Genomic DNA, 12,835 nt, shown 5'->3' on the forward strand with positions numbered 1-12,835 from the left:
TCCTGAGGTCAAGGTATCTGGGCGCGGGTCAGTGCTTGGGTCACAAGTTCGTGTGGCAACCACATCAACTGCGCGGTACGGGTCCATAGGATGGCGGTTTTCACATTTCGGTCGGGATAGATTTGGGCCATCGCTTGCGCATAAGCTCCCATCTGCCGCAAAAGACCCTCGGGGCACGCAGTCGGGACCTTTGGAACGGTGGCGTTTGATTTAAAATCAATCACCTGCACTTCAGTTTCGGTTACGATCAGTCGGTCAATCACCCCATGCATTCGTTGACCGCCCAGATCTGCGCTAACAGGAACTTCGGCCAGCGTGTTTTCCGCAAAGACAGGCCGCAAGTGGTCCGAGGTCAGAACGGCCTTTGCCTCCGCCAGCAGATCGTTGGGTTCGATGTCTTGCATATCGGGAAGTATTCTGGCGCAAAGCTGCGGCCAGTCCTGATGTGGTGCGCTGGGCAGGTGTTCCAGCAACAGATGCAGGCGAGTGCCCCTGAGTTTGGCGGCCTCTTCATCCTGCCCCGCATCACCCGGCAGCGCCTTGGCTCCACCCAGATTCGAGGGGCTGAGCGTCTCGGACTGCGGCAAAGGCGACGTGGCGGGGGATTCAAACATTGCGGGCAGATCAGTCTGCGTGGTTTCGGCCTGTTCCTCTTCGACAAGCGGCAGCGCGTCCCATTTCCCATGCGACAGGCGCAGAGTTTCCGAGCCTGGCAGTTGCGTGGCCCCTGCCCGCGCCATTGCCCCCGCGACCATCTGATACCAGCTGGTGCCATCCTTGCCGACGTCGCCCGCAGCCCCGACGATCAGCCACTTTTCTGCCCGTGTCAGAGCCACATAGAGCAATCTCAGGCGCTCATTCTCTTCCCGCGCGCGGGCCTCAGACCGGGCTTGAGCAATCAACGCGGGTGAGGCATCCGCGGGCACTTTCCACAAAGGCACCCCCTCGCCTACCATGATCTCGGCATCGCGGGGGGCCTGCCGTTTTCCGGTATCGGGCAGGATTACGATCGGAGCCTCCAGCCCCTTCGATCCATGCACTGTCATCACCCGGATCATGTTTCCGACACCGCTCATCTGCCGTTTGATTTCCAGATCGTCGGTTTGCATCCAGACCAGAAAGCCGGTCAGGCTGGGAATATCCGTGCGCTCATAAGCCAGCGCCTGCGACAGCAGAGCATTGATGCCGTCTTCGGCCTCGGCCCCCAGACGGCCCAGCAATTTGCGCCGTCCGTCATGGCGGGTCAGGATGCGTTCGATCAGGTCATAGGGGCGCAGAAAGTCGATCTGGCCGCGCAGGTCATTCAGAATCTCAAGCGTTTCGGGGAAATCCTCGGCCCGGTGGCGCAGGGCGGCCCATAGGAACTGCTCGGACCGTCGGTGTGCCAGATCGAAAAGCTGCTGCTCGTTCCACCCGAATAACGGTGATTTCAGCACAGTGGCCAGCGACAGGCTGTCTTCGGGCGTGGCCAGAAAGCTGAGCAGCGCGGCCAGATCTTTCACCGCCAGCTCCGCCCCGACCTTCAGCCGGTCGGCCCCGGCGATGGGCAGGCGCAGGGCCTTGCAGGCGCGGATGATCTCGGCAAACAGATCGGACCGGCGCTGCACAAGGATCAGGAAATCGCCCGGCTGCAACTTGCGCCGCACGAATGCGCCGGGGGAGTCGCCATCCTCGGGGATCGTTTCACCCCGGTCGATCATCTCTTTGATCGAGTGTGCCACCTTTTCGGCCAGAATGACCGTGTGATGTCGCGCGCCGGGGCGATCGACGGGATCGGTCCAGTCGCTGTCTTCTTCATCCTCGACCTTTTCGACCACCGGCCACAGATCGACCCGCCCCGGCAGGCTGGTTTTGAACGCGCGGTGCAAGGCTTTGTCCTGAAACCCGGCCTCGGCGTGGCCTTCGAACAGGATATTGACCAAGGACAGGATCGCGCTGGACGAGCGGAAGGAATATTCCAGCTCCAAACTCTCAAGTTTAGAGCCTGAATTGATCAATCGCCGCCCGAATTCCTGCTGCATCTGGTCAAAGGTTGCAGGGTCCGCGCCCTGAAAGGAATAGATCGACTGTTTCTTGTCGCCGACCACAAAGATCGTGCGCTCAACCCCCGATCTTGCCCCCTCGCCGCTGGTGAATTCCTGCGCCAGTTTCTCGACCACATCCCATTGGTCGGGGCTGGTGTCCTGCGCCTCGTCCACCAGAATGTGGTCGATGCCGCCATCCAGCCGGTACAGCACCCATTCGGCAACCGCCGGGTCGTTCAGCACTTGCCGCGCGCGCAGTATCAAGTCGTCGAAATCCAGCCAGCCACGCAGCTGCTTGCGGCGCTCATATTCTGGCAGAAAGGCAGAGGCGAACCGGTGCAGCACATGGGTCTTGCGCGCCGCCACCAGCGCCAGCCGTTGTTCCCGCGCAGCCTCGATGCGCAGCATCAGCGCCTCAAGCTGCGGCATCTGCCCGGCCAATGCGCCTTCGCGCAGGGCTTTGGTCGGGAACGCGTTGATCTTGGCGGTAAAGGGTTCTTTGGCGGCCTTTCCGGTCAGAAACACGCTTTCCAAGATGGGCAGACTGCTGATCCGGGGATCGGTGAACGCGGCCAGTTTTGCCGCTGCCTTGGCGTTATTGCCGCCGCTTTCCGTTAGCGCAGGCAGGATCGCGCGGATCAAGTCGACCTCACCGCCCAGAAACACGCGCGCTTTCAGCGCGTCTTCGTCGAATCTGTCGGGCAGGTCGAACCGGTCCAGCAGATCGGCCCAGCCCAAGGGCTGCGCAAACAGGTTGCGCTTGTGGGTGATCGCGGCGGTCAGATTGTCGAACCCGGTATCGGTGACAAACCGCGCCACATCCTCGATCAGAGCGGCCTGCGGGCCTTCGGCAAAGTCCTCGACGATTTCTTCGCGCAGCAGGGCGGCGGCGCGGTCTTCCATCTCGGAAAACTGCGGGCTGACCCCGGCCTCCAGCGGGAATCGCCGCAGAAGTGACGCGCAGAAGGAGTGGATCGTTTGGATTTTCAGCCCGCCCGGCGTTTCAATCGCGCGGGCAAAGAGCGTGCGGGCCTGTGCCAGACGGTCGGGATCAATCCGGCCCGGGACGCCCAGATCGGTCAGTTGCGCCAGCAGCGCTTCGTCACCCAGCATCGCCCATTCGCCCAGCCGTTTAAACAGCCGGTTCTGCATCTCACTGGCGGCGGCCTTGGTGTAAGTTAAGCACAGGATGTGCTGCGGCTGCACGCCATCCAGCAAAAGCCGCGCCACCCGGTCGGTCAGAACCCGCGTCTTGCCCGAGCCCGCATTCGCTGCCAGCCAGGTCGAGGCATCGGGCCGCGCGGCCTGCACCTGTCGCTCGGTCGCGTCGTTGCGGGCGCTCATGTCAGATCCTCTGGCTTGGTTTCTGCGGTGCGGTCCCATTCGCCGAACCGGGCTAGGTGATCGTAATCCCCAATGTCGGTGTCCTTGTGCAGCATCCGGCGGGATGAGAAGCCTTGATCAGGCTCTAAATAGGCTGAAATTAGCTCTTTCAACTCGGCCAGAACCTTGTCGGTCGGTTCCTTGGCCAAGGGTGCGGGTACCTCTTTGTAGCTGCCGCCCATGCCGATAAACACCGCCTCGGCCACGGGCAGAGGGTCAAAACCCTCGATCCCGCCCTGCTCGGCCATGGCGGCTTCGATCAGCAGTTGCTTGTCAAACTTGGACTGCTGGCTTTCGGTCGGAGGCGCACCGGTTTTGTAATCCACCAACCGCAGCGCGCCGCGGCTGTTCAGGTCGATCCGGTCGGCGCGGCCTGCGATGGTAAAATTCAGCGGCTCTAGCACCAGCTTCATCGCGGCCTCAAACGCCACCGGCCCACCATCGCCGCGCCGGGCGGTTTCGGCGATTAAGAAATCATCGGCGATCCGCTCCAGTCGTGCCAGCCACAATTTGCGGGCGGTGGGCCAAGCCACATGTTGATCCAGCAGGGTTTCGGCGCGTTTCAGAAAGGTTTCGCGGGTCAGCAGTGCGGTATCCAGTACGCTGTCCTTGACGAAATGTTCCAGAATCTCGTGGATCACGATGCCACGCAACAATGCATCGGGGGCCTGCACCAACGGGTCCAGAGGCCGCAGCCGCAGCACATGTTTGGCGTAAATCGCATAGGGGTCCCGTATCAGGCGCTTGATCTCGGTCACGCTCAGGCGACGCGGGCGCGACGTGACCGGAGGGCGCGGAGACGGGCGCGAGGCCGCCGGAATTTCGGGCGCGATTTCAAGTTGTTCCGACCAGTTCAGCCATTTCTGCCCGCGCCCGCGCATGGCCGAAAGGGCGGCTCGACCGCCCTGTTCCGGCAGGCCCTGCAACAGGTTCGTCAAACGGTTCAACCAGCGCGACGGCACGGTTTCGGCATCATCGGATCGGGTGGCCCGGGTCAGCCAGACCTCGGGCGCGCCGATGGCCTGTTGGAAATCATGCGCCGACAGACCAATCCGCCGTTCGGGCAACAACAATCCTGCCTTGGCGCGCATCTGGCGGTTCAGCCAGGGATCAGGGCTTGGGGCCTCGGGCCAACTGCCTTCGTTCAAGCCACCAAGGATAAGTAGATCTGCACCCTGTACTCGTGCCTCGAGTGTTCCCCAGATCATGATATGGGGATGCGGTGCGTCGCGGTCCCGGACCTCTTCGCCTGACAGCAATGCACCCAGCAAATCCGCAAAGTCATGCGCCGTCATCGGACCACCATGACCAGCTTCTTCCGTAAGTGCGGTCAGAACCGACAAAGCCTTTTGTCCTGCGTTCTTGTCCCAAAGCGTACCGGAACCCCCGGTATTTCCGGCTGAAATCGCTTCGGCCAGATCGCGCAACCGGATGACCCAGTCCGATAGTGGCAGATCTGTAGTCACCTGTTGGTCGCAAAAGTGATGCGACACCCAACGCACCCAATCATCCGGCACCTCTTTGCGGATCGCAAACCCGGTCAGGCTGCGGCTGTCCGGGAACGGAGGCCCATGCCGCCGCAGGTCAAGCTCCAGATCGCGTGTGTGCAGCAGATGCGTACCGCGATCGCCACCATCGTGGCAGAGGGGGTGTTTTAGCAGCGTCAGCAGGGCCTCGCCATCCAGCCGTCGCGTAAACAATCCGGCCACATGGCGCAGGAATCGCCCCGGTGGTGAAAGTTGCAGCGGCAGACCTGCGCTGTCATCTGGCAGAATGTTCCATCGATCCAAAGCAGCACTGACTTGCCGTGTCAGCATCCGGTCCGGGGTGATCAGAGCAGCGGTTTGACCTGTCTCGGCCGCTTGCCGCAAGCGCAGGGCAATGGCCAGCGCCTCGTCCCGCGGCGATTGTGCCTCGACCAGGGTCAGGTCTTTCGTCGCGCCGTCCAAATCTGTCAGCTTGGGCCCTTCGGACATCCAGGCATCCGTGATTGGTGCTGGGCGTAATGCTAGGGAAACCAACCGGTTACGCGCGGGTGACGGAGGTGTATCAGGTGTCCACGGCGTGACTTGATCGGGCCTCAGATCAAGCTGAGTTATCAATTTGTGAAATCGGTATTGCGGGTGATCTTCCGAGGTCAGGGCATCGTCCAACCCCCGCCAGACGTGATCAGGCTGATCGAAGTCGTACCCCGGCAGGATCAAAGCACCCTGTGGAAGGCGCGCCACCGCCTCCATCAGCATCAGTGTGGTGCCGCGTGATCCGGTAGATCCCGCCAGAATGACCGGATGTTGCGGGGGTGCGTCCTGCCACCGCGCAATAAGGTTTTCGACGACGATGCGCTGTCGGGCCTGCGCGTCCAGCGCATCGGGTCCTGCGTCGATGAATTGATCTGCGATCCCAATAAAGGCCTGCGCGCGTGCCCAATGGCCAGACAAGTCGCTGACATCCAGCTGCCCGATTGCCTCGGGCGACACGCCCTCGCCCTGCATTTCGTCGATCAATGCGGCCAGACTGTCGGACAAATCGAACAGCGAAGATCGCGCCGCCAGATCAGGTTGTTGGTCTAGCAGTTTTGAGACCAGCTGTGTCAGCTCCAACCGTCTGCGTAGTGCCGGAATAGCTGGTGGAACGCTAGCCAGGTCAACGCTTTCGCCCAAGTCCGTGACCAAGGACAAACGCGGCAGAAGGCAGGCTGGTCCTTGGTCGAACAACTCGCGCACACGTCTGGCCATTCGCCTTGTGTTTACCACCAGCTGCACCTTGGCCAATTCCTCGGGCGGACAGTCCTTGCTGCGGTGACGCAACCCTTTCACCAAAGCGGCCGGAAAATCCGTGCCGGGGGGAACGGCAAATACACGGGGCAGACCGCTGGGGTCAAACATCCGCCAACATCCTTTCAGCCAAAGCGATCCCTTCGGGACGGCCCACATCGCACCAGCGCCCGGGATATGTCAGGCCAAACAGCCGACTGTTCTGATGCATTCGGTCCCACAAAACATTCAACGAAAACGCCTTGTCCGGGATATCGGCCAATCCATTGGTTTTCATGATCTGCGCGCCACCATAAATCAGCCCCGGGCCGCGCGTTATGCGACCGTCGTAGTCTGCGGTGAAATCACCCTGACCCGCATGTCCGACGGCTTGGTCTGTGGGTATGCACATCAATAGCGCATCCATCTTTTTGGGATCCCAAGCTTCCCGAAGCATCCTAAGTGGATTTGGCCCCGACCAGATCGCATCTGAATTCAGGGTGAAAACAGTATTAGACCCTAACAAAGGTGATGCAGCGCGCAATCCTCCCCCTGTTTCAAGAATTTCGGGTTGTTCATGGGACAGCAAAACGCCCTTGGGGGCAAGATGAGCCTCAAGCTGATCTGGCAGGTAATGCAGGTTGGCGACCTTACGAATTGGATCAAGGTCGTTGACCATATCAAGCGCGTGGTCAATCAGCGGGCGGCCTGCGCATTCCACCAGAGGTTTCGGCCGATTCTTGGTCAGCGCACCCATACGAGTTCCGAACCCGGCAGCAAACAGCATGATGGCATCAGGCTTGTCGGTCATGATTGTCTGAGCTTTGCAAGGTTTTCCGGTGTCGGTGAAGGTAGCTCATCACGTAACAGATCGGACACGGTGACCAACGCGGGATGTTCCAGATCGCGCATTAAATGCGTCCATGTCGCGGGGATCAGGTCGACATATTGCGGTTTTCCATATTCCGTCGCCAATCGGGCAAATACACCGAGAATACGCAGGTTTCGTTGCGCTCCCAGAACGGCATATGCGGTGCGGAAATCGTGGTCGTTCACTCCGGTTGTCTGAATATACCTGTTAACCATCCGCATTTCGGTTCCAGGTGCTACATCCCGGCGTACATCTTGCAGAAGCGAGACCAGATCATAAGCGGGATGGCCCAGCATAGCTGTCTGAAAGTCCAGCAACCCGACGCGGGCAACGCCGTCGCGTTCAGGCAACCAAATCAGGTTTTCGGCGTGATAATCCCTTTGGACAACAACCTTTGTTCCCGCAGTTTCCCGGTGCAGGATATCTGCAAACCGGTGTTCGAACCGATCCCGTGCGTCCTTGTCATGCGATCCTTGAATCGACTGGGCGTATTTGGTGAACGACAGTGCGGCCAGTTCCGTCATCAAGGATGGGCCATAGGATGGCAGTGAAAGCGTCGGTGCCCTGTGCAGCGTGATCAAAACGTCTGTGGCTGCCTCGTAGAATTCACGTTCCAACGTCGGAGATCGCCTCAGCACGCGCGCAAACAGATCGTCGCCCAAATCCTCAAGCAACAAAAAGCCATATTCGGTATCTTCGGCATAAACTTCGGGCGCGCTAAGGTCGATGGATCGCAAATGGTTTGCCATTCGGACAAATGCTTCGACGGGTTCAGCCTGACCCGGTGGCGAGTCCATCAAAACCGCTGTCTTGCCGGTATCCGGATCGGTCAGACGCTCATAACGGCGGTTCGAGGCGTCCCCGGCCAAAGGCGCACGCTGCGCATTTGCCCACGGGGTCTGAGCGATCAGCGCTTCGGCCAGCACAGCTCGGTTTGTCATTGCGCGGCCTCCAGTCTGCTGGCCCATTCGGTATTTACCCACGAAAGGGTTACAAGGCGTTTTTCCACAGTGTTAGGGTCTGTATCAAACGAAAGTGTCAAGGCATTTTCAGGTTGCATCGACCCGAGTTTGTCAGGCCATTCCACAAGGCAAATCGCTGTTTCAAATGCCTCGGTCAGGCCAAGCTCATCGACCTCATCCACTGCGCCAAGGCGGTAAAGATCACAGTGCCAGATTTCTCCGATTTCGGTGTCGTAAACCTGAACCAACGTGAATGTTGGCGAAGGAACGTCTTCGGGGATGCTCATTACCGATTGAATAAGACTGCGGGAGAAGTGGGTTTTTCCGCTACCAATTTCGCCTTCGAGCAAGAGAGTATCGCCCGGACGTAGAATCCGGCCCAACCGAGCGGCAAAATCTGCCGTCTCACAAGGCGAATTGAAGGTGATTGCAAAGGGCGCGGTCGTCATGGCGCCACAATGACGTCGCACCGGTTTGCCTGCAACCCGGTTCAGGCGCTGATCTGATGTAACTTAGGTTGAAGAACTGTTTTATCTTCGGTTGCAAACCGGATAATTGTCGCTCCGTTTTGCATCGGGCAGATTGTGCATTCAAGCGAAGCACCATTGCGCATACGCAACTCTGCCGACCATTCTGCCCGGTTGTCGCGCATCCCTACAAACTCTCGAATCTCACCGAAAACAGGGGATGCAGTACAAAGTTCCTGCCAATTGCGTGTGACATCCAGAACTGAATCGGCATCAAACCCCGAGTCTCCGCTATCGCCCCACAGATTTTGATAGGCGTAATTGGTAAAGGCCAGGGTTCCGTCATCGCCAAAAACGGCGACCGCATCCGCCAGTTTGTCCAGAACCGATTGCATCAGGTCCATTTCTGAACGGAACCTCCGGGTCAGAGTGATCTCGGCCGTGATGTCTTCGAACAAAAAGGCGACGGCACCGTCGGGATGGGGGCGGCCGCTAACCGAATAAACCGACCCTGAGGGCAGCGACCACGTTTCCTGATAATTCCCGTCCTCGGCAGCCTCAAGCAGGTCATTCATCTGACTGCGCCAGCTTCGGTAGTTCTTGGGTTCGGGCATCATGTGTTGATCCCTTAGCCTATCGAAGAAACTGGACAGGCTTGGCCGGCAGCTGAGGAAGTCCGGGGGCAGGGTGGTCAGGTCAATTAGGGCCGGGTTGAACAGGGCCAGTTGTCGGTTGCGGTCGAAAATCGCCAAGCCAATTGACAGTTGGGCAAAGGTCTTGGTCATCGTCTGAACAAATTTACGCTGGGCGGTTTCGGCGTCGACAATCGCGTTGATGTCGACGGCGTAACATAAGTGCCCCTCTGGATGGTGGACTCGTGTCAGATCGAACCAAAGCTTGATTTCGCTGCCGTCCGACGAAATCGAAACCCGCGTCTTTCCACCCAGTCGGGCATCTTCTTCGGATCCGGGAAACAACGGCGCGGTCAGATCTGTATCCTGACCTCGCACTTTACGCACTAACGAAATATAGGCTGCGTTGCACCAACGAACTGTGTCGTGTTCATCCAGTAACCAGACGGGATACGGCGCGCGTTCCATTGCCAGGCGGATTGGATCGTTCGCCTCACGGTGGATGGTTGCAGGGCAGATGCTGTTTTCACGCAACTGAACCCTGACTATGCCGTCGATCCATTCGCACATGACGTCACGCTCAACGGTGCAGTCTATGGCGGGGATGATCAAATTACCCCCCTGTCGAATGCAGTCCGGAGTTTCGGGAAACGTCGGAAAGTCACGCTGCAGTAAACGGCGCAGGTCATGCCACGACCGGACTTCTTCAAACCCTTCTAGCGCGATATCCGAGTGGCTGATCAGACGTTGATCGTCGAACAAAAACACCGCGTCAAACAAGGACGTGGGCGAGGATAGGCCGAAATTGTCACCCCTGTGCCGACGGCGCGGCAGCAGCCATTGCACCGCAAGGCCGGCAGAGACCAAGCTGATGACAGCCAGAATGAACCAGTCGACCATGAACGCCCCGCAACTGAAATTACGAAACCGGATTATGGTTACCAATGGTTAACGGGGTCTTAACTCAGACCTGAATCCGTTGGTTTGCGCCAGACGGGACCGGGGTGTCTCCTTGTTGCGCATCAACCAGATTTCTCGGCCAAGTGACCTTTACGATAGCTCCCCGACGTTCGGGGTTCTCGGATAAGGTCTGATAGGGGTCTGAACCGTTGGCAAAATCCAGTTCCGCTCCGCTGCGCTCCAGCAGGGTTTTGGCGATGAACAGGCCCAAACCCATGCCTTCGTATTCCGGGCGTGCGCGTTGATCGGTTTCGGCGCGACGGCGGCGCATGAACGGGTCGCCAATCCGCCCGATCATCTGAGACGGATATCCGCGCCCGTCATCCATGATGCTGACAATGATCTGATCAGAGCTCCATTCCGCCTCAACCCAAACGTTCGCGCGGGCAAAATCCACCGCATTCTGGATCAGGTTCCGCAACCCGTGAATGATTTCGGGTTTGCGCAGGATCGAGGGTTGTTGAACATCCCCGTCATCCGCAGGGCCTTCGGTAAAATGGACGGTTTTGCCCCGGTGAATGTGTGGTTCTGCAGCCTCGTTCACCACGGTTGAAAGAGGGGCCTGTCGCAGATGCAGATCATCCTTTCCAGCCCTGCCCATGTCGCGCAATATGTCCCGGCACCGGTTGGCCTGTTCCCGGATCAGCGCGGCATCCTCTTTCAGTTCGGGTCGGTCATCCAGTTCTTCGATCAACTCCGAGCTGGTCAATTTGATTGTGGCCAGCGGCGTGCCCAGTTCATGCGCGGCCGCAGCAACAACCCCACCCAAGTCAGTCAGCTTCTGTTCTCTCGCCAGGGCCATATGCGTGGCGGCCAGAGCCTCGGACATGGATTGAACTTCGGAACTGACACGATGTGAATAGGCACCCAAAAAGACGATCGCGATGACGATCGCGGCCCAGTTTCCGAACAACAGGATATCCGGTATTTCAAGATCCATTCCGACATCCGTGCGCAAGGGCACATGGAATTCGGCCAGCAGAGTGGTCAGAACAATTGCAACCACGCCAACGATCAACGTCGATCGGGTGCTCATGACATTGGCCGAGATCGTCACTGGCCCCACAAGCAGCAAGGCAAACGGATTGTTCAGCCCTCCGGTCAGGTACAGCAGAACGGTCAATTGCAGCAGGTCGAACAGAACCATCAGGAAGTTCTCGAACTCTGACAAGCGCTTGTTTCTTGGGAAGATCAGGATCGCAGTCAGGTTGCCCAGGATCGAGACCCCGATGGCCAGATAGCACAGCATCACATCCAGCTCGACGTGATAGGTTTGTTGGGCGACGGTGATGGCTGTGATCTGGCCGATGATGGCAACCCAGCGCAGCAGGATCAGCGTGCGCAGCCTGATCCAGCTGCTGCGTTCCTGTCCACGCCATAATGTGATGTTGGAATTGGCCATGGGTTCACTATGTCCTGTTGCATCGGCTGATCATCTTGATAGGTGTCCGGGCCGAAACGATCAACAACCCCTCTGATCATTAGGATTGAAGTCATGGTCCGTCTTTATGCCGTTCTTGCCACCGTTGTTCTTGCCATTGGTCTGGGGGCCATGTGGCTGCTGACCCGAGGTGCCGGATCGGATGATCAGTTCGCGCAATGCCGGTCCAGCCAAATCGCCGGCGGCACCGCAGCCATTGGCGGCCCATTCGAATTGATCAACGGAGAGGGTCAGACTGTCACTGACACTGACGTTATCACCGAGCCGACACTGGTTTATTTTGGCTATACGTTCTGTCCCGATGTCTGCCCGTTCGACATGTCGCGCAATGCCGAGGCTGTGGATATACTGGCCGAGCGAGGCCAGTCGGTCACGCCTCTGTTCATCTCAATCGACCCAGACCGGGACACGCCCGAAGTGGTGGCCGACTATGCCTTTAACATGGGTGGTAAAACCATTGCGCTGACCGGCACGCCCGAACAGGTCAAAGCCGCCAGCCAGGCTTACAAGACCTATTACAAGGCTCATGACAAAAGTGACGAATACTATCTGGTCGACCATTCCACCTTTACCTACCTGATGACGCCCGAGACCGGATTCCTTGAATTCTTCAACCGCAATGACTCGGCTGAACAGATGGCCGACAAGGTCGGGTGTTTTCTGGACAAACTGTGATCCGTTTGACCTTTGCAATGGCGCTGCTATTACTCATAGCTAAGCCAACGGCGTGAAATAGCGGAAAGAATAGAATATGGCAGACAGCTCTGATCTGGATATCGGCCCGGACAAATCCCTGCTTCTGGTGGATGATGACGAGCCTTTTCTGAGACGTCTGGCCAAAGCCATGGAAAAGCGCGGCTTCGAGGTCGAAACCGCAGGTTCGGTCGCCGCAGGCCGTGCCATATCCACAGCCCGCCCACCTGCCTATGCGGTCGTGGATTTGCGGCTTGAGGACGGAAACGGCCTCGACGTGGTCGAAGTTCTGCGCGAAAAGCGCCCCGACAGTCGGGTTGTGGTTCTGACTGGATATGGCGCGATCGCGACCGCCGTGGCCGCCGTCAAGATCGGTGCGACCGATTATCTGTCGAAACCCGCCGACGCCACTGACATCACCAACGCGCTGCTGGCCAAGGGCGACGAACTGCCCCCGCCCCCGGAAAACCCCATGAGCGCGGACCGCGTGCGCTGGGAACATATTCAACGGGTCTATGAGCTGTGCGACCGGAACGTGTCCGAGACTGCGCGCCGCCTGAACATGCACCGTCGGACGTTGCAGCGGATTTTGGCGAAGCGCAGCCCGCGGTAATAGTTATAAGTTTGGTCAAACGCTTGCGGATGCTTG

Annotated in this window: 9 protein-coding genes; 2 read left to right on the forward strand and 7 right to left on the reverse strand. The window is 58.7% G+C overall.

The window, feature by feature from the left end:
* Positions 1–8: 8 nt before the first annotated feature.
* From addA to regB, 7 genes are all read right to left on the reverse strand, one after another.
* Positions 9–3,368, reverse strand: coding sequence for a double-strand break repair helicase AddA (addA, locus tag ACR3EG_RS19810; RefSeq protein WP_480498047.1), 3,360 nt, complete (start codon positions 3,366–3,368; stop codon positions 9–11).
* Positions 3,365–6,292 (reverse strand): double-strand break repair protein AddB, encoded by a 2,928-nt coding sequence (gene addB / locus ACR3EG_RS19815; RefSeq protein WP_480498045.1) that lies wholly within the window; start codon positions 6,290–6,292, stop codon positions 3,365–3,367. The genes addA and addB overlap by 4 nt, the downstream gene beginning before the upstream one ends.
* Complete coding sequence (locus ACR3EG_RS19820) at positions 6,285–6,971, reverse strand: nucleotidyltransferase family protein (RefSeq protein ID WP_480498043.1); 687 nt, start codon at positions 6,969–6,971, stop codon at positions 6,285–6,287. Before ACR3EG_RS19820 ends, addB begins: the two co-directional genes overlap by 8 nt.
* Positions 6,968–7,972: an aminoglycoside phosphotransferase family protein gene (locus ACR3EG_RS19825; RefSeq protein ID WP_480498041.1), complete on the reverse strand. Its 1,005-nt coding sequence runs from the start codon at positions 7,970–7,972 to the stop codon at positions 6,968–6,970. The genes ACR3EG_RS19820 and ACR3EG_RS19825 overlap by 4 nt, the downstream gene beginning before the upstream one ends.
* Entirely contained in the window at positions 7,969–8,442 is a 474-nt protein-coding gene (gene tsaE, locus ACR3EG_RS19830; RefSeq protein ID WP_480498039.1) for a tRNA (adenosine(37)-N6)-threonylcarbamoyltransferase complex ATPase subunit type 1 TsaE, read from the reverse strand. Before tsaE ends, ACR3EG_RS19825 begins: the two co-directional genes overlap by 4 nt.
* Before the next feature lie 41 nt (positions 8,443–8,483).
* Entirely contained in the window at positions 8,484–9,992 is a 1,509-nt protein-coding gene (locus ACR3EG_RS19835) for a PAS-domain containing protein (RefSeq protein WP_480498038.1), read from the reverse strand.
* Between the two features lie 64 nt (positions 9,993–10,056).
* A complete protein-coding gene (gene regB / locus ACR3EG_RS19840; RefSeq protein ID WP_209196020.1) occupies positions 10,057–11,454 on the reverse strand; it encodes a sensor histidine kinase RegB in 1,398 nt (465 codons plus the stop codon).
* Between the two features lie 93 nt (positions 11,455–11,547).
* On the opposite strand from regB, the gene ACR3EG_RS19845 reads away from it, so the two are divergent.
* Together ACR3EG_RS19845 and ACR3EG_RS19850 are read left to right on the forward strand one after the other, a co-directional pair.
* Positions 11,548–12,168: an SCO family protein gene (locus tag ACR3EG_RS19845; protein ID WP_480498035.1), complete on the forward strand. Its 621-nt coding sequence runs from the start codon at positions 11,548–11,550 to the stop codon at positions 12,166–12,168.
* Positions 12,169–12,244: 76 nt separating this feature from the next.
* Entirely contained in the window at positions 12,245–12,799 is a 555-nt protein-coding gene (locus ACR3EG_RS19850) for an ActR/PrrA/RegA family redox response regulator transcription factor (protein ID WP_142637470.1), read from the forward strand.
* Positions 12,800–12,835: the final 36 nt, after the last annotated feature.

The sequence above is a fragment of the Ruegeria sp. AM7 genome, assembly GCF_056535965.1.

Coding starts and splice junctions, on each gene's coding strand:
- ACR3EG_RS19825 (WP_480498041.1), bottom strand. CDS start 7,972: ATGACAAACCGAGCTGTGCTGGCCGAAGCGCTGATCGCTCAGACCCCG.
- tsaE (WP_480498039.1), bottom strand. CDS start 8,442: ATGACGACCGCGCCCTTTGCAATCACCTTCAATTCGCCTTGTGAGACG.
- ACR3EG_RS19850 (WP_142637470.1), top strand. CDS start 12,245: ATGGCAGACAGCTCTGATCTGGATATCGGCCCGGACAAATCCCTGCTT.
- ACR3EG_RS19835 (WP_480498038.1), bottom strand. CDS start 9,992: ATGGTCGACTGGTTCATTCTGGCTGTCATCAGCTTGGTCTCTGCCGGC.
- ACR3EG_RS19820 (WP_480498043.1), bottom strand. CDS start 6,971: ATGACCGACAAGCCTGATGCCATCATGCTGTTTGCTGCCGGGTTCGGA.
- regB (WP_209196020.1), bottom strand. CDS start 11,454: ATGGCCAATTCCAACATCACATTATGGCGTGGACAGGAACGCAGCAGC.
- ACR3EG_RS19845 (WP_480498035.1), top strand. CDS start 11,548: ATGGTCCGTCTTTATGCCGTTCTTGCCACCGTTGTTCTTGCCATTGGT.
- addB (WP_480498045.1), bottom strand. CDS start 6,292: ATGTTTGACCCCAGCGGTCTGCCCCGTGTATTTGCCGTTCCCCCCGGC.
- addA (WP_480498047.1), bottom strand. CDS start 3,368: ATGAGCGCCCGCAACGACGCGACCGAGCGACAGGTGCAGGCCGCGCGG.